Origin of the sequence: Lysinibacillus sp. FSL P4-0201 (assembly GCF_038593425.1) — a bacterium.
Taxonomy (GTDB): Bacteria; Bacillota; Bacilli; order Bacillales_A; family Planococcaceae; genus Lysinibacillus; species Lysinibacillus capsici.
On record NZ_CP151995.1, the window covers coordinates 478,380 to 496,257 of the forward strand.

The following is a 17,878-nucleotide window of genomic DNA, read 5'->3' on the forward strand; positions in this document are numbered from 1 at the left end:
ATATCGGTGAAAGATATGCTCCATTTTTTTATCTATTGAATAAATCGAATAAGCCGCCGATACCGCCTTCACCTTTAGATTGACCGCCTCCACCTTGCGAAATAGGTGCAGCTGCAAAGACACGACTGGCTAAACGGCTAAATGGTAATGATTGTACCCACACTGTTCCAGGACCACGTAATGTAGCAAAGAAGATTCCTTCGCCTCCAAACAGGGCTGTTTTTACGCCTCCAACCATTTCAATATCGTAATCCACATTGGATGTCATTGCTACAAGACATCCTGTATCCACACGTAAAACTTCACCCGGTTGTAATGTTTTTTCATGAATGGCTCCTCCTGCATGAACAAATGCCATGCCGTCACCTTCTAGCTTTTGCATAATGAAGCCTTCACCACCGAAGAAGCCTACTCCAATTTTTTTCTGAAATTCAACGCCAACAGAGACCCCTTTAGCAGCAGCTAAGAATGCATCTTTTTGACAGATAATTTTACCGTTTAATTGGCTTAAATCCATCGGAATAATCTTCCCTGGGTATGGTGATGCGAAATAAACATGCTTCTTACCTGAGCCAACGTTTGTGAATGTTGTCATGAATAAACTCTCACCTGTTATTAGGCGTTTTCCGGCACCTAATAATTTACCCATTAGACCACTTTGTGAGCCACCTCGTGAGCCGTCACCAAAAATAGTTTCCATATGGATCGAATCATCCATCATCATTAACGCTCCTGCTTCTGCAACAACTGTTTCCTGAGGGTCAAGCTCAACTTGCACATATTGCATGTCGTCACCAAATAACTTGTAGTCAATTTCATGATTATTCATAAAGGGATTCCTCCAAAAATAAATTTAATGATATTGTATACGATTATAGGTTACATTGGTTTCAATAGAAAATTAAATATTTTAGAAAAAAAGGGAATTAGTTAGAAAATGTCGAATATAAAAAACTAGAATGTGTATTATTTATTTTCATTTAACTAAGGGTATTGTGAATATACATAACCTTAAGAGGCTTCTAAATTTAGAAGTCATCCTCTATATTGAGGTAAGGAAGTTAAGTGGAAATAAAGCCTCTGGCAGTTGTCACCGATTATTATTGAAATGCTAGTATTACAAGGTGTGGTGTATATTGAAAATTCGGAATTTTGACATATTTTATCTCCGCTCACTCCAAGATTCCTAATGAGACATTTTTTCTTTTGGTGGGGAGCAACTATTGATGTATGGAGATAAAGCCACTGGTAGCTGTCACGAATAGTGAAACGTGTAAGCACATTCCACTGCTCGGACGCAATTATTCCAAGGCGAAATAGATTCTGGTTAAATTCATAGACTTATACCTATGGAATACGACTGGTACAACAGCTGAGGCATCATAGAGTATTTCAGGGGGTGTATGTAGTGGAGATTAAAAACTATATCGGTGGTAAATGGATCACACATTCACATTTACAAAGTATAGCAGTGACGAACCCTGCAAACGGTGAGCAGCTTGCTACCATTCCACGCTCTACTTCGAATGAGGTAGACGAGGCTGTAGCTGTTGCTAAACAAGCACAAAAGAGCTGGGCACTTATACCAGCACCAAAACGTGCAGATTATTTATATGCCATCGGTCAAAAAATGAAAGAGAAAAAAGAACATTTGGCGACCGTTTTAACAAAAGAAATGGGCAAGGTCATTGAAGAGGCTAGAGGAGAAGTCCAAGAAGGAATTGATATGGCATACTATATGGCTGGTGAAGGACGTAGATTGTTTGGTGAAACAACACCGTCTGAGCTTGCCAATAAATTTGCTATGAGTGTAAGGGCACCTATAGGCGTTGTAGCACTCATTACACCTTGGAATTTCCCTGTTGCTATCGCCACATGGAAGTCATTTCCTGCCATTGTTGCAGGGAATACATTCATTTGGAAACCGTCTAATGAGACTCCAATGATGGCCTATGAAATGGGTAAAATCTTTGAGGAAGTAGGCTTACCAGATGGTGTCGCTAATATCGTATTTGGTACAGGACCTACAGTAGGCACAGCATTAATTGAACATCCTGACGTCAAGGTTATTTCTTTTACAGGTTCTACAACAACGGGCAGTAAAGTAGCTGAGCTTGGCGGGAAGCATTTGAAAAAGGTTTCTTTAGAGATGGGTGGCAAAAATGCTGTTATTGTCATGAATGATGCTGATTTACAGCTAGCTACAGAAGGGATTTTATGGAGCGCATTTGGTACTGCTGGGCAAAGGTGTACAGCATGTAGTCGAGTCATTGTGCATAAAGATGTAAAAGAACAATTAGAGAAACGTCTCTTAGATGAAATGCAAAAGCTCACAATTGGGGATGGTCTAGATGATGGAGTAAAAATCGGGCCAGTGATTAATAAAGCAGCATTGGAAAAAATTAATCACTATGTACAAATAGGTAAACAAGAGGGTGCTACATTATTAGCAGGTGGCAGGATACTAAATGAACCACCTTATGATAAAGGGTTCTATTATGAGCCAACATTGTTTACAAATGTGAAGCCTGACATGATTATTGCTCAAGAAGAAATCTTTGGTCCAGTCGTATCTCTAATTGAAGTGGCAAGTTTGGAAGAAGCAATTGAAGTAAATAATGGTGTGAAATTTGGCTTATCTAGCTCAATATTCTCCCAAGATGTCAATACAATTTTCCGCGCACAACGTGATTTAGATACAGGTATTGTTTATGTAAATGCTGGCACAACAGGTGCTGAAATCCATTTGCCATTCGGAGGTACTAAAGGGACAGGAAATGGACACCGTGATTCAGGTGTAGCAGCCCTAGATGTATACACAGAGTGGAAGAGTATTTATGTAGACTACAGCGGTAAATTACAAAGAGCACAAATCGATACAGAGTAACAGATCAACGAAAGGGGATGTTCTTGATGAAAGTTGTTGTATTAGGTGCAGGTTTAATGGGGAAAGAGGTAGCTCGTGATTTAATAAAAAACGATAAAGTGGAGCGTGTGTATTTAGGTGATATCGATGTAAAAGTTGCACAGGACTTTGTAGATACGCTAGATACAAATAAGGTAGAAGTGGTAGAGCTACACGCAGAACGTGACGATTCATTAATGAGTGTTATTTCGAAGGGGGATGTTGCCGTCAATGCATTGTTTTATTCGTTCAATGAACGAGTAGCAAGAGCAGCTATTGAGGCAGGCGTCCATTCCGTTGATTTAGGTGGTCATATCGGTGGCGTTACAGAGAAGATATTAGATTTACATGAGGAAGCAAAGGCAAAAGGTGTTACAATCATTCCTGACCTAGGTGTTGCTCCCGGCATGATCAATATTCTAGCGGGCTATGGTGCTTCAAAATTAGACGAAGTAGAATCTATTAAACTATTTGTTGGTGGTATTCCAACTGAGCCAAAGCCTCCGCTTCATTATACACGCGTATTTTCTTTAGATGGCGTTTTCGATCATTATACTGAGCCTTCAAAAACGATTCAGAAGGGCAAGCTTGAAGAAGTTCCATCCCTATCAGGCGTTGAACCTATTTATTTTGATGATTTCGGTGTGCTTGAGGCATTTTATACATCTGGTGGTATCTCCACATTGTATAAGACATTCCCGAATGTCCGCACATTAGAATATAAAACCATCCGTTATAAAGGCCATGCTGAGAAATTTAAACTTTTAGCAGACTTAGGCTTCCTTGATTCTGCGAATAAGGTAGAAGTGGATAATCAAGAAGTGCCTGTTCGTGCAGTCGTACGAGAGGCACTCAAAAAGAAGCTTGAATTGGGCTCAAAACCTGATGCTGTATTGTTACGTGTTATTGTAGCAGGTGAAAAGGCCCAACAGCAGGTGACATATGAATATGAAATGGTTGTACGTAAAGATATGACAATTAATGAAACAGCGATGGCCCGTGCTACGGCAAATACGATTTCAGTTGTTGCTCAGATGATTGGTGCCGGTGCTATTACAGAGCATGGTGTATTCCCGCCTGAAGCAATCGTGCCAGGTGATACGTATATTGAAGAGATGGCTAAACGAGGTGTGGTCATTAAAGAGACATCACATAAGTCTGCTATGATTGTGAAATGGTAGGTGCTGACCATGAACTTTGAAATGTCCACTGAGCAGGAAATGCTAAGGAAAACAGTAAGACAGTTTGTTGATGAAGAAATCATTCCCTATATTGCTAAATGGGATGCTGAAGGTGGCTTTGATGCTAAAATTTGGTCCAGACTTGCTGAGCTTGGCTTAATGGGTGTTTGTGTTCCTGAACAATACGGAGGTAGTGGCATGGATTATAATGCACTTGCTATCGTATGTGAGGAGCTTGAACGGGGAGATACGGCATTTCGCACAGCCGTATCTGTTCATACAGGTTTAAATAGCATGACCTTAATGCAGTGGGGGACTGAAGAGCAAAAGCAGCGATACCTTGTTCCGCAAGCTAAAGGTGTACGGATTGGAGCTTTTGGTCTCACAGAACCAGGGGCTGGGTCTGATGTAGCTGCCATGTCAACAACTGCCGTCCGTGATGGAGATCATTATATCCTCAATGGGCAAAAAACGTGGATCTCCTTATGTGATATTGCAGACCACTTTATCGTATTTGCCTATACAGACAAATCAAAAAAACATCATGGAATTAGTGCGTTTATTGTAGAACGTTCCATGGCTGGCTTTACATCTAAAGCGATAAAAGGAAAATATGGTATTCGTGCTGGTAATACAGGTGAGCTCTTTTTTGAAGATTTACGTGTGCCAATTGAAAACCGACTTGGTGAAGAGGGCGAGGGTTTCAAAATTGCCATGTCTGCGCTAGATAATGGTCGATTTACAGTAGCAGCAGGTGCTGTTGGTTTGATCCAAGCTTGCATAGAGGCTAGTGTGAAATACTGTCATGAACGAGAGACATTTGGTAAACCTATTGGTGAGCATCAGCTTGTCGGACGAATGATTGCTAATATGGAAGCAGGCTATCAAATGAGTCGTCTCCTTGTCTATCGTGTTGGAGAATTGAAAAATAAAGGTGATCGAAATACTCGAGAGACATCATTGGCAAAATGGCAGTCTTGTGATTTTGCGAATAAGGCTGCGGATGATGCGGTCCAGATTCATGGAGCCTATGGCTATTCAGACGAGTATCCAGTTGCCCGTTATTTAAGAAACTCCAAAGCACCAGTCATTTATGAAGGGACTCGCGAAATTCATACTATTATGCAGGCAGATTATGTATTGGGAAGACGACAAGATAAGCCATTAAAAAATATGTTGCCTAAATGGCCATTTGAAGAATAGACGAGAGGGAAGTGTTTCCCTCTCGTTTTTTATTGTGCCTCAACTTACTTAGAAAATTTCAGAAAAATGTAACTTTCCTCTTTTTTACTAGTCTAATTAATAAACAAGTATATGAAGGAGAGGAAAAATGATGAAAAGTAAATGGTTCGCAATTATGCTGATTATCGTTCTAGCTATCGTGCCTGGAATTTTTACATTGATAGTGAATACAGATGTGACGGCAAAGGCGGCTAGCGCAAGTATGGCAACACAAAACTGGCAAGCATCTTTTTCAGTTGCTTTAAAGAAAAACAAAATAACTGAGGAATATGTCTATATCACTACGGAAAAAGGAAGCAAAGTACCTGCAACAATTGAATTGTTGGAAGATCAAAAAACGATAGTGGTGAAAAAGTTAGCACCAGGTAATTATCAATTGCATGTAAAAAAGGAGGCCTTTGCACAAGGCGGACTGAATGTAGCTTCACAGACAATTCCATTTACAATTATCGAGACATTAACAGCCGTTAAATCGGAGAAAGAGTTACAGCAGTATTTTAAAAAGTTGTTAACAACTCAAAGAGTAGAAATTAGAGAAGAAGAGAGCTTACAAAGTACAGCAAGTGAAGATAAAGCAACAGCTAATAATGAGTCTACAACTAATAATCAAGTAGAGGGGGTAGAAGAGGGAGACATTGTAGTGGTAAAAGATGGCTTTATTTACACTGCAAAAGATCAGAGCATTACAGTGGTGAATGCTAAAGATCCTAAGAATTTAAAGATGGCTACAAGTATCAAATTAAAACATTCCCAATATATTTCTAAGCTTGCCCTATATGACAATCTATTAATTGCCATCGGGGATCAATATATTGAAAAAGCAGGCACAGCTATGGTAACAGCCTCAATTTATGATATTTCAAATCCAAGTAATCCAAAGCATGTACGTGATGTTGGGCAAGAAGGCTTCTTGCAGGATATTCGCATAACGAATGACACATTATATTTAATCGGTAATATGTATCCAAATTACTGGATGCTACAAGAAGACAATAAAACCGATTTAAAGCCTAAAACATTTGATAGTATGGCAGGAACAGAGTACCAAAGTCTGCCTTTGGAAAAAATCTCAATCTTACCAAATACGATGGATGGTACCTATAGTTTAATTACAGCTGTCGATTTAAAAAATGGAGCTAAGACAACGGCCAATACGAAAGGGTACTTAGGTGGAAGTAGTGGTCTTTATATGTCAGAGAAAGCCCTGTATTTAACGACACCAATGTATGAAAGTAGTATTGATGTTTCATCAGAAAAGCGCGTCATGGATATGATTTGGTTACCGAGGTCAGCCGACACTCAAATTTTCAAGTGGAATGTAGATGGAACGACTTTGAACTTTGTCGGAAGTACGGAAGTAAAGGGAACTGTGTTAAATCAGTATTCAATGGATGAATATAAGGGGAACTTCCGGATCTTTACAACAGAAGGTAATACGTGGAATGAGAAAAGTACTTCCTATAACCATCTCTTTATTTTGGATGAACATTTAAAACCGCTTGGTGCAGTAAAAGATATGGCGCCTGGAGAAAAGATATATTCAGCTAGATTTATGGGAGAAAAAGCATATGTGGTGACATTTAAACAAGTGGATCCACTATTTGTCATTGATGTAGCGAATCCGAAAAAGCCTGCTGTACTAGGGGAATTGAAGATTCCTGGCTTCAGTAATTACCTACATCCATTAGATGATACGCATTTAATTGGTATTGGTTATGATACGGAGCAACGCTATGATTCGTATACGAAACGTAATTTTACTGTGACAACCAATATGAAGATGTCCCTATTCGATGTATCAGACTTCCGAAATCCGAAAGAACAATCAACCGTAAAAATTGGTGGGAAAGGTTCTTCCTCTGAAGTGCAATACAATCCTAAAGCGCTATTCCGCAATAAGGAATACAACTATTTTGGCTTCCCTGTAGTACTGTATGAGGCAGGTAAGGGAGACGAAGTTGTCTATCAAGGTCAAGGTGCTCAAATTTATGAAATTACTGCAGAGAAAGGGATAGTATTGAAAGGAAATATAATCAATCGTAATAATAATGAGTCCTATGAAAATGGGGAGCAAGTTGTACAACGTGTTGTCTATATAGATGATACGCTGTATACAATAGCGCGTAACGAGATAAAAAGCTATCAGTTAAATGACTTCAAGCCTTTAGATACATTAACAATAAAATAATAAGAAAAACAAAACAGTCAATTGAAAGGTATCAAGTAGCCTTTACTCCAATCCTGTATCTTTAGCAACGGTTTTCAAATATAGTGAAGGTGTTCATTATTCTTTATGAAGAGGTGTTGTCACCCATCATCCTCTGATAATGGGCTATTTGATCACTATGCTACTATGAAAAAGTAAAGACAATTGGCAGAATGGTTGATTGGAGTGGAGCCAGCGTCACTCCTAGGGGATTTAGCGTCACAGATGAGACCCTGGATGAACGTAGGTGAGTGAAGCGGCTCATCGGACGCCCTGGAAAGGACGCTGGCGGAACAGAAGTCAACCTCTCGCCTTGCAAAGTTGCTTTTTCTGCCGTTGACATCATCTTTTTCAACCAAAAAGAAAGTCCAATGAATATGGAGAAATTCATTGGACTTTTTGTTTATTACTATTGTCGATATGGCAGTATCTCGGATACAGTCACAAATTCATAGCCCTGCTCTTGTAAATAGGCAAGAACAGCGTCAAGTCCGTCTGCAGTGGATTGATGAATATCATGCATTAAGACAATGGCATTATTGTGTAAATTATTTTTTACGTGTGGCAATAGCTGCTGTGCATTTCGATGTTTCCAATCCAATGTATCAATTGTCCATAGCACAACAGGGATAGGAATCTCGGCATTAATTGTGTCATTAGTTGCACCGTATGGTGGTCTAAAAACTGTGGCACCTTGATTGATTGCCTTCTCAATTTCAGTGGCAGTCGTGTTATATTCTTTCATCACTTGTTCCTGCGTAAGCTTTGTTAAGACAGGGTGGTTCCACGAATGGTTTCCAATTTCATGACCGCGCGCAAGAACATCTTTTACGATGTCAGGATAGTATTGTACACGACTACCGAGCATGAAGAAAGTAGCCTTTGCGTGATACTTATCAAGAATATTTAAAATTTGCTCCGTGACTTTTGGATGTGGACCATCATCAAATGTTAAAGCAATACGTTTTTTATTCGGATCACCAGTTGGTGGTGGATTAATTGGTTTTACATTTTCCATTGCGATTTGAAATTCGGAGGCTAACAAAGGGTTAATAAGCGAAAGGGGTAGTTTCACTATTGGGGTACCTGCTGCTCCACTAGCAATCTCATATTCATCGAAATAGATTTGTAATGAATCATCAACAATAGCAAAGCGATTGAAGTTAGACCATTTTGGTTCGGTAGCTTTTAATAGTTCATCGTTGAAAAGCTCATCCTTTAATTGGAGGTTTTTTTGCAAATCTTTTCGGACGTTTACAGCCAACGTAGATAAGTTATTCTCATCATTTTGTAAGAGCGTTTGGATCGTAATTTGTTCGCCCGTTTCGTTGTTAATGAAGAATGTTTTTGTGGAGACCTCGTGATTGGCTCCACCTACATATAGCATTTTTGTTAGCACAAAGGAATAGTAATGCTCTCGGTACGGAAAAGTTTCTAGACTAATATTTAATTCACCCATAGCATCTGTATCTTTATTTTTCTTCATCGATGTTAGATAGTTTTCTTTTGAATCCGATATGTATTGTAATACGGCATCATTAAAAACCTCGTTATCTGTTTGTGGGTAATGTATAGCAAATGGTGTTCGTTTGTCATTTGAAACGTCTGTAACAATACGTATGCCTGGAAACGCAGAACTTTCGGTCGATAAATGACTATTCACCGATTCCGTCTCGGATTCTTTTGAAGCACTAATCTTTTGAAACTTAAAGTCATCCTTTGAAAGGATAATAAAAAGTATAATAGTTGTTAAGGTCACAATAAGGCTAAGTAATAAGAAATCAATTATTGGACCGCGTCTTTTTCTACGTTCCTGCATGGTTTTGGATACGCTCCCCTCTTTTTTTATTTTCTATACAATCAGACGTGCCAGTCATTAAAAAAGTTATACAAATCTAGAATCTTTTTATGTAATTTTGTGGAAAATTATTAAGATCACTTTTTCTTCAAAAATCAGCGAATTAATTGTAGTTGTACTTCTATTTAAGAGGTTGTAAAATACCTACTAAAATAGAAAAAACACATGCGTAATATTAGTGTAACTGTAAAAATAAATTGAAAGATAATCCATTGCTTAAGAAAAAAATTTTCAGTTGAGTTTTTATTGGCAGTTCGTTAATATTGGCAAGGAACCTTTTGAAGGAGGCAGATAGCTGCAATGGTCTTACAAGATGCGGATAATGAACTTACGATTGACTGTTTGTTGCTTGCAGGACGCATTATGATTGAAAGTGGTGCCGAAACATACCGTGTTGAGGATACGATGCTGCGTATGGCACATTCTCAAAATATGCCAAATGCTCAATGTTATGCCACACCAACGGGCATCATTTTTTCGTTAGGCAAGACACAGCCAACAAGAATTACATCAATTCCCAGTAGGGTTACAGATTTGCAAAAAATCGCCTTGGTAAATTCAGTATCTCGTAGACTCACATCTCAAATCATAACATTAGAAGAAGCTTATGACGAGTTAAAGTCGATACAAAAAACAAATTATTTTTTACCAACTTATTTGCAAGTTTTGGCAGCTGCGCTTGCTAGTGGTTGTTTCCTTATTATGTTTAAGGGTGGATGGTCGGATTTTCCGATAGCTTTTTTGGCAGGCGGGCTCGGTTTCCTAGTACTGGTAATCATTAATCATTTAACAAGGGTAAAGTTTTTTTCTGAATTTACTGCATCACTCGTCCTCGGCTTTGTTGCCTTCTTTGCAGTAAAGTATGGTTATGGTACTGAACTTGATAAAATTATTATTAGTTCCGTCATGCCACTAGTACCAGGTATTTTGATTACAAATGCTGTACGTGATTTAATGGCAGGTCATTTTATGTCAGGGATGGCAAAGGGAGCAGAGGCCTTTTTAACAGCCTTTGCTATTGGTGCAGCAATCGCCGTCACACTAGGATATTAGGAGGCGGATAATATGCAGATGATGGACATTATTATACAATTAATAGTTAGTTTTTTTGCGACAGCTGGGATTGCCATTATTTTTAATGTTCCTAGAAAAACACTACTTCATTGCGGACTCGTTGGGGTAATTGGCTGGATTATATACTATGTTCTAACAGAGCAAGGCATGGATGTTGTCAAAGCTTCTTTCTTCGGCTCATTTGTCATTGCCATCGTTGCTCATTTATATGCCCGACGCTTTAAAATACCCATGATTATTTTTATTGTTGGGGGAATTATACCATTAGTACCAGGGGGCATGGCTTATAATGCAATGAGAAATGTGGTAGAAGATGATTACTTACAAGGCTTGCAATATGGCTTAAAGGCATTTTTAATTACAGGTGCTATTGTTATTGGACTAGTTTTTGCAGAAGTAATTATCCAACTCATATTCCGCTCAGTTCGTTCCAGTAAAGTAAAATTACAAAAGGTTTATAAAAAATAGAAGGAGACTGCGTGCAAAATAAACGCAGCCTCCTTCTTCATTATTGTTATTTTGTCAGTAATAGTTCAATCTCTTCAGGTGTAACAGGTTTACTAATATAATAGCCCTGAATGGCATCGCAGCCGTAAGTGATTAATAGATCTGCTTGTTCAGCTGTTTCTACACCTTCAGCGACCACTTTCAATTCCATGGATTTACCTAGTTGTACCATACCATTCATAAGCTTTTGGCTCTTTTCGGATTTCAAGAGTGAATTTGTAAACGTTTGATCGATTTTTAATGTACTTATTGGTAAAATTTGCATATATCTAAATGAGCCGTAGCCAGTACCGAAATCATCTAATACAAAAGAAATGCCTTCGTTTTCAAGCTTACGCATTTGCTGTGCAATAGACGTTGCGGCTTCAGCTTCTAAAGCAAATTTTTCAGTAATCTCAATTTGTAATAGGTTCGCTGGACAACCTGTTTTTGTAATCATTTCAAGTATAGATTTTGCCATATTCTTATCACGGAATTCGCGTACAGAAGAGTTAATAGATACTTTTAAATCATAGCCAGCCTTTTTCCAAAGTAATGCTTGTTCACATGCCTTTTCCAGCATGAAGGACCCAATATTATTAATTAGACCTGTTTCTTCAGCGATAGGAATTAACTCATCAGGCGTTACGACACCTATTACCTCATCTTCCCAACGTACAAGTGCTTCAACAGCAGTAACTTTTCCAGAATACACATCGATTTGTGGTTGATAGAGTACCTTCAAGTTCTTTTGGTCAAGTGCTTGGAGTAAGCGCTTTTCAATTAATGCTTTACGATTTAAAGCTTTATGTGTTGCTGTTGATAAAGAAACAATTTTATCTCCGCCAGCCTCACGGACTGTTGAAATAGTAGCGATGGATGCCTTCATAAGCTGAGAGAATGTTGATTGATCCTCAGGATATCTAGTTATGCCACCACTAATAGAAATTGGTACAGCAATATTGCCGCTATAAATCGGATGTTGTTGTAAGTAAGATAAAAAGCCTTGAATAAACCATTCACTTAAAGGCGTAATGACAACAAAATCATTTTCATTTATACGAGCCATCGTGCTATCTTGGAAATACATTTTTATACGATTTGTAAATTCAACAATAAGGCTTTGATCGATTTGTTGATCATGTAATTCTTTAAGTGTATAAAATTTATCAATACTTAGATAAACAAATGAAAAGTGTCTCTCATCGTCAATCATATTGGTGATTACTTTTTCAAGTCGATGTGCATTCATCAAACCAGTTTCTGTATCGATGTAAGCAATTTTTTCAAGTTGGTGTTGAATCGTTTTTGATTTAGTTACATCCTTTTCAATTAGGATAAACTGTTGTTCATTTGTTTCAAGATTAACGAGGGGAATAGCCGTTAGTAGCACCCAATAGGATTGCCCCGTTTTTGTAATTTTTTCAACTTCTCCTTGCCATGTATGACCATTATTTAAATTACGCCAGATCGTATGTGTTATTTTTTCACTCAGTTCATTATCAGGGAACAGTTGCCAAAAGGTTTTGCCGATAACACGCTTTGGTGTCCATTGGCTTGTTTTTAGAAATTCATTATTACATTCCAAGATAAATCCATCGTGATCGAGTGTAACGGTCATAAAGGTTGCATCTAAACCTTGCTTAAGGTTTACAAAGGTATTGCATTGAGAGATAGCCTGCGTCATTAATTCTGGGAGCATAAAAATCAATAGAATAAAACGTTCTCCCTCATCTGTAAAAGGTTTAGCTAGCAGAGCTGTTGTTATTTCTGCATTTGAAGTTGTGTGTACTTGAATTTTTTCTAGATACGTACTGTCCTCATTTTGTAAAATAGATTGAAGTGTTTCGACAGGAAGCTGACGCAGTAGATTTTCGTGTATAGATGGAGTAGTATTTCCTTTAATATCATTAGCTGATAAGCCAATCAGATGTTCAGCACTCTTTCCCCAGACTGTTGCTTGTCCATCTTGATTAATGATAATTGCAGGAAAAGGAAGTGAATTTAAATAATGTTCATCAATCGTAAATGATTTATGCATATGACTCATGATTATTCGATCTCCTTGGGTAATCAATATATACTAATATTATAGATAATAATCGGGAATTAGTCATTATGAATATATTTGTAAATATTTGATAGTAAAATTTAATAGGACTTTTCTAGTGAAATATAAGAAATGATTTGAAGAAAAGTAACAATTTTTAGTACGTATATAGGAAGCAGGATTGGTATGAAACGTTTAAAAGGAATAATATTTATCGTCTCGGGTGCTATGTTATGGGGAGCAACTGGCCCTTTAATGGAGTGGTTGCTTAATCATACACCTTTGACTGTATCCTTTATGTTAACAATCCGTTTATCGGTTGCAGGTATATTACTACTTACATATTTATTGTTAACAGGAAAAAATATTTTTGGAATTTGGCAGCACAAGCTATGGGGGAGGCAACTCATAGTTTTTGGTATTGCAGGTATGCTTGGTGTCCAATTTACATTTGTTGCTGCAATTAATGAAAGTAATGCTGTGCTTGCTACCTTACTACAGTTTTTAGCGCCAATATTTGTTGTCGCGTATGTCTCTCTTAGTTTAAAGAAATGGCCACCAAAATATCAAGTGTTAGGTATTATTGGTACCCTTATAGGGTTATTTCTGTTACTAACGAATGCATCATTTGAAAGTTTACTTATTAGTCCAAAAGCCTTGTTATGGGGAATAGGAGTAGGCTTAACATTTGCATTTTACACCTTGTATCCTGCACGCTTAATGAAGGAGTGGAGTGTGCTTTTAGTAGTGGGCTGGGGGATGCTGGTGGGTGGCTTCACTTTGGGCTTAGTAAGCCGTGTTTGGCAGCAGTCCACTCAATGGGTTGTTCTAGTAGATTTTAAAATTTTAATGTTATTAGTTGCTTTAATATTTTTTGGAACAGTAGCTTTTATATTGTTTTTAAGTAGTATGAAATACATTACGGCAGTTGAAACGAGCATTCTTTCTAGTATTGAACCATTAACAGCAATGGTGATCTCTGTTATTATTTTCGGTACTTCTTTAGGTTTTTGGCAATTAATAGGAGTATTCGTTATGCTTGTTTGTGTAACCTGGCTTTCTATAGCAGGAGAAAAAGCATAAATATACTATAGTGTTAGTAGTTTTTAACTATCATTAAATTTTATCTACCAACAAGGGGGAAAGAATATGAAAGAAGTTTTTTCCTATGTAAAGCCATATAAATGGACAGCTATTTTTGCTTTATGTTTAATGCTTTTAGAGTTATTTGTAGAGCTTGTGCAGCCACTCATTATGGCAAAAATAATCGACGAGGGAGTAAGGGCACAAAATCAAGGAATGGTTTTGCAATGGGGGGCTGTTTTACTTGGGCTATCTTTTGTTGCCTTTCTGGCGGGCGTTATCAATTCTTATTTTTCTTCACATACAGCTCAAAGCTTTTCATATGATCTTCGAAATGCCCTGTTTGATAGGATTCAATCCTTTACGCTAGCAACCTATCAAAAATTCTCCACTGCATCGCTTATTACTCGATTAACAAATGATGTTACACAGGTACAAACGGTGCTGTTTATGAGCTTACGTATTATGCTTCGAGCGCCACTTGCTGTGATAGGAAGCATTATTATGGCTTTTGTCGTAAATCCGAAATTAGCTTTATTTTTAGTTATTGGTGCACCGATCATTTTTATTTTTCTTCTTTTTATGGTGGCAAAAGGTGTGACTTATTTTGGGCGTGTACAAAAGAGGGTCGATCGTTTAAACAGAGTTTTACAGGAGAATTTACAGGCGATACGATTAGTAAAGGCTTACTTAAGAGGGGCATATGAGGCTACACGCTTTGATGAAGTTGCATCACGGTTAAAGGTTGATACTGTGAAGGCCTTACGCATAATGGAATATATTATGCCGGTTCTTTTGTTCATTATGAATATGAGCCTGCTCGCAGTTTTATGGTTTGGTACAAAACAAATTGCTACAGGAACAACGCCACTTGGTGATATTGTGGCTATTGTGAATTATGCAATGCGTATGACAGGCTCATTTTCAATGTTCGCTTTTATTATTATCTTCTACGCACGTGCAAAGGCATCTGCAGAACGTATGGCAGAAATCCTTTCCGTTGAAAATGAGGTTGAAGATACATCTCTTTTAGAAGAAGTAGGTCATGCCACACAATATGGAGAATTAACCTTTGACCATGTTAGTTTTACTTATCCAGGAGGAGATGTTCCTGTTCTGTCAGATGTGAGCTTTCAAGTTAAGTCTGGCGAGAAACTAGCGATCATGGGGGCAACTGGCGCAGGAAAATCAACATTATTACAGCTCATTCCTCGGTTCTATGAAGTAACGCAAGGCAGAATACTTGTGGAAGGTCAGGATGTGCAACATTGGGATTTACAAGAGTTGCGGGAAGTGATTGGCTATGTCCCCCAGCAGTCATTGTTATTTACAGGAAGTATTGCAGATAATGTGCGTTGGGGAGATACACAGGCTGAAATGGATGCTGTATTACAGGCTACAATGCAGGCGCAAATTCATGCATCTGTTGAAGATTTTCCAAATGGTTATGATACCAAGGTTGGGCAAAAGGGTGTCAATTTATCTGGGGGGCAAAAACAGAGGTTATCTATAGCTAGAGCTCTTTTGAGAAAGGGACATATTTTAATGCTTGATGATAGTACTAGTGCTTTAGATGTGAAAACTGAACAGTCTTTGTGGGCGGCACTGAGTGAAGAAAAAGCAACGATGCTTGTTGTTACACAAAAAATACGTACAGCTAAAGGTGCAGATCGCATTTTACTGATTGATGCTGGAAAAGTAGTTGCTTATGGCACACATGAAGAGCTTTTAGAGACTTCCTCGCTTTATAAAAAAATAGCTATCTCTCAACAGGAGGTGGAGGATTAATGGGATTTTTCCAGAAACCTTTTGGCTATGAACCGCTTTTGACAAAAGATGATCTGAAACAGGGTGTGAAGAAAAAGAAGGGGCCACGTGCAGCTGATTGGAGAAGTACATTGCTGCGGTTATGGAAAATTGTCGACGAACAACGTGCACTGCTTATTGTGGTGCTCTTATTAGTGATGATTAGCTCCATATTAGCTTTAGTTGGTCCTTATGTAATCGGTCAAATGATTGATCACTATGTTATGCATGGCGAGCTTTCAGGCTTAGATAAAGGGATTGGCTTATTAATTGGTATTTATGTGTTATTAGCCGTTTCACTTTTCCTACAAAACTATTGGATGATTGGCATCGCCCAGCAAACGATCTATAGATTAAGGACAAGTGTATTCACTCATTTTCAAAGACTGCCAGTGGCATTCTTTGATCGTCGTCAGCATGGAGAATTGATGAGTAGAATGACGAATGATATTGAAGCTGTCAGCTCAACATTGAACAGTTCCTTTATTCAGGTATTTTCAAGTGTTCTTACGCTTGGTGGAACCGTCATTATTATGCTCAGTTTAAGCCCATTGCTGACAGTTCTGACGATGATCATTATTCCACTGATGTTTTGGGCGATGCGATGGATTACACGTCGTACAGCACCACTATTTAAAGAACAGCAGGTAGCTATTGGCGCCTTAAACGGGATGATCGAAGAAACAATTTCAGGACAGCGGATTGTGAAGGCATTTTCACAAGAGGAGCGAATGAAAGCAGAATTTCGTGAAAAAAGTTTGCGCTTAAAAAGAACTGGTTTTTGGGCACAGACATACTCAGGTTATATTCCTAAAGTTATGAACTTCTTAAATAATATGAGCTTTACCATTGTAGCAGGTGTAGGAGGAGTTCTTGCGTTATATGGACATGTATCGATAGGGGTAATTGTTATATTCACTGAATATGCCCGACAATTTACACGTCCTTTAAATGATTTAGCAAACCAGTTTAATACAGTACTGTCAGCCATTGCTGGTGCAGAACGTGTATTTTCCTTGCTTGATGAACAACCAGAGGCAGAAAATGTGTCAGCACAAAAGCATCAGCTATTGGGACATGTAACGTTTAAGCAGGTGTACTTCAAATATGAACTAGAAGAAGAGGGGTACACACTAAAAAATGTAGACTTTAAAGTGGAACCTGGTCAAACGGTAGCCCTTGTTGGTGCAACTGGGGCTGGTAAAACGACAATCCTTCAACTTATTGCAAGATTTTATGACGTCTCAAAGGGAGAGGTATTATTTGATGGTATAAATGTACAGCAAATTGATCGACAATCCCTTCGTTCACAAATGGCCTTTGTCTTACAGGATCCATTTTTGTTTGAGGCTTCTGTTCGCGAGAATATCCGATATGGTAGACTGGATGCGAGTGATGCAGAGATTGAGGAAGCGGCCAAGCAAGCTAATGCACATGAATTCATTATGAAACTAAAGGATGGGTATGATACTATTCTTGCAGCGGATGGACGTGAGATTTCCCAAGGCCAAAAGCAATTACTTTCTATAGCAAGGGCACTTATTGCTGATCCGAAAATTTTACTATTGGATGAAGCGACAAGCAGTATCGATACTGTGACAGAACTGGCGATACAAGAGGCACTCGATACGTTAATGCAAGGGCGCACGAGCTTTGTGATCGCGCATCGTTTAAATACTGTCCATAATGCCGATATGGTCTTAGTGATGCAAAAGGGGGAATTAGTGGAGGCTGGACCTCAGCAAAAGCTAATCGAATCAGGTGGTCTTTATGCACAAATGCTGCATTCATCCTCACACCATCTTGAGGAATAGATGGAAAAAGAGCAATTTCATTTGAAGTTGCTCTTTTTTATTGAATTAAAATGTTATTAATTTGAATAAATGGTATAATTATTATATAACATTATTAAAATATGAAGCAGTAGATAGTTTAAAAGTAATGGGTTGTGAAAGAATAAATATCTCTATTTTAGAAAAATTAGTAT

The 17,878-nt window shown here is 38.2% G+C and carries 12 protein-coding genes; 9 read left to right on the top strand and 3 right to left on the bottom strand.

What is annotated here, in order from left to right; genetic code table 11:
* Window positions 1-28: 28 nt before the first annotated feature.
* On the bottom strand, window positions 29-829 hold the full coding sequence (locus MKY76_RS02415) for a TIGR00266 family protein (protein ID WP_004229711.1): 801 nt from the start codon (window positions 827-829) through the stop codon (window positions 29-31).
* A 579-nt stretch (window positions 830-1,408) separates the two neighbouring features.
* On the opposite strand from MKY76_RS02415, the gene MKY76_RS02420 reads away from it, so the two are divergent.
* From MKY76_RS02420 to MKY76_RS02435, 4 genes are all read left to right on the top strand, one after another.
* Window positions 1,409-2,887: an aldehyde dehydrogenase family protein gene (locus MKY76_RS02420; RefSeq protein ID WP_342557374.1), complete on the top strand. Its 1,479-nt coding sequence runs from the start codon at window positions 1,409-1,411 to the stop codon at window positions 2,885-2,887.
* 26 nt (window positions 2,888-2,913) lie between these two features.
* A complete protein-coding gene (locus MKY76_RS02425) occupies window positions 2,914-4,086 on the top strand; it encodes a saccharopine dehydrogenase C-terminal domain-containing protein (protein ID WP_048393296.1) in 1,173 nt (390 codons plus the stop codon).
* Window positions 4,087-4,095: 9 nt separating this feature from the next.
* Entirely contained in the window at window positions 4,096-5,289 is a 1,194-nt protein-coding gene (locus MKY76_RS02430; RefSeq protein WP_342557375.1) for an acyl-CoA dehydrogenase family protein, read from the top strand.
* A gap of 127 nt (window positions 5,290-5,416) precedes the next feature.
* The gene (locus tag MKY76_RS02435) at window positions 5,417-7,516 is read left to right on the top strand and encodes a beta-propeller domain-containing protein (RefSeq protein WP_257961674.1); all 2,100 of its coding nucleotides are present in this window, start codon (window positions 5,417-5,419) and stop codon (window positions 7,514-7,516) included.
* A gap of 427 nt (window positions 7,517-7,943) precedes the next feature.
* On the opposite strand, the gene MKY76_RS02440 is transcribed toward MKY76_RS02435, so the two are convergent.
* Window positions 7,944-9,353 (bottom strand): polysaccharide deacetylase family protein, encoded by a 1,410-nt coding sequence (locus tag MKY76_RS02440; RefSeq protein WP_048393300.1) that lies wholly within the window; start codon window positions 9,351-9,353, stop codon window positions 7,944-7,946.
* 339 nt (window positions 9,354-9,692) lie between these two features.
* Between MKY76_RS02440 and MKY76_RS02445 the strand changes: the two genes are divergently transcribed.
* Entirely contained in the window at window positions 9,693-10,445 is a 753-nt protein-coding gene (locus tag MKY76_RS02445; RefSeq protein ID WP_066038236.1) for a threonine/serine exporter family protein, read from the top strand.
* A gap of 21 nt (window positions 10,446-10,466) precedes the next feature.
* On the top strand, window positions 10,467-10,934 hold the full coding sequence (locus tag MKY76_RS02450) for a threonine/serine exporter family protein (protein ID WP_175400783.1): 468 nt from the start codon (window positions 10,467-10,469) through the stop codon (window positions 10,932-10,934).
* A gap of 46 nt (window positions 10,935-10,980) precedes the next feature.
* On the opposite strand, the gene MKY76_RS02455 is transcribed toward MKY76_RS02450, so the two are convergent.
* Complete coding sequence (locus MKY76_RS02455; protein WP_342557376.1) at window positions 10,981-13,002, bottom strand: EAL domain-containing protein; 2,022 nt, start codon at window positions 13,000-13,002, stop codon at window positions 10,981-10,983.
* Window positions 13,003-13,188: 186 nt separating this feature from the next.
* Between MKY76_RS02455 and MKY76_RS02460 the strand changes: the two genes are divergently transcribed.
* The 3 genes from MKY76_RS02460 (at window position 13,189) to MKY76_RS02470 (ending at window position 17,705) form a co-directional block, all read left to right on the top strand.
* The gene (locus MKY76_RS02460; RefSeq protein WP_048393305.1) at window positions 13,189-14,085 is read left to right on the top strand and encodes an EamA family transporter; all 897 of its coding nucleotides are present in this window, start codon (window positions 13,189-13,191) and stop codon (window positions 14,083-14,085) included.
* A gap of 66 nt (window positions 14,086-14,151) precedes the next feature.
* A complete protein-coding gene (locus tag MKY76_RS02465; protein ID WP_048393307.1) occupies window positions 14,152-15,873 on the top strand; it encodes an ABC transporter ATP-binding protein in 1,722 nt (573 codons plus the stop codon).
* Window positions 15,873-17,705, top strand: a complete 1,833-nt coding sequence (locus MKY76_RS02470; protein ID WP_066038238.1) for an ABC transporter ATP-binding protein — start codon at window positions 15,873-15,875, stop codon at window positions 17,703-17,705. Before MKY76_RS02465 ends, MKY76_RS02470 begins: the two co-directional genes overlap by 1 nt.
* The last annotated feature ends 173 nt before the right edge of the window (window positions 17,706-17,878 follow it).

Excerpts from the sequence above, each read along its gene's own strand:
- MKY76_RS02415 (WP_004229711.1), bottom strand. The coding sequence starts at position 829 with ATGAATAATCATGAAATTGACTACAAGTTATTTGGTGACGACATGCAA.
- MKY76_RS02425 (WP_048393296.1), top strand. The coding sequence starts at position 2,914 with ATGAAAGTTGTTGTATTAGGTGCAGGTTTAATGGGGAAAGAGGTAGCT.
- MKY76_RS02430 (WP_342557375.1), top strand. The coding sequence starts at position 4,096 with ATGAACTTTGAAATGTCCACTGAGCAGGAAATGCTAAGGAAAACAGTA.
- MKY76_RS02435 (WP_257961674.1), top strand. The coding sequence starts at position 5,417 with ATGATGAAAAGTAAATGGTTCGCAATTATGCTGATTATCGTTCTAGCT.
- MKY76_RS02440 (WP_048393300.1), bottom strand. The coding sequence starts at position 9,353 with ATGCAGGAACGTAGAAAAAGACGCGGTCCAATAATTGATTTCTTATTA.
- MKY76_RS02445 (WP_066038236.1), top strand. The coding sequence starts at position 9,693 with ATGGTCTTACAAGATGCGGATAATGAACTTACGATTGACTGTTTGTTG.
- MKY76_RS02450 (WP_175400783.1), top strand. The coding sequence starts at position 10,467 with ATGGACATTATTATACAATTAATAGTTAGTTTTTTTGCGACAGCTGGG.
- MKY76_RS02455 (WP_342557376.1), bottom strand. The coding sequence starts at position 13,002 with ATGAGTCATATGCATAAATCATTTACGATTGATGAACATTATTTAAAT.
- MKY76_RS02460 (WP_048393305.1), top strand. The coding sequence starts at position 13,189 with ATGAAACGTTTAAAAGGAATAATATTTATCGTCTCGGGTGCTATGTTA.
- MKY76_RS02465 (WP_048393307.1), top strand. The coding sequence starts at position 14,152 with ATGAAAGAAGTTTTTTCCTATGTAAAGCCATATAAATGGACAGCTATT.
- MKY76_RS02470 (WP_066038238.1), top strand. The coding sequence starts at position 15,873 with ATGGGATTTTTCCAGAAACCTTTTGGCTATGAACCGCTTTTGACAAAA.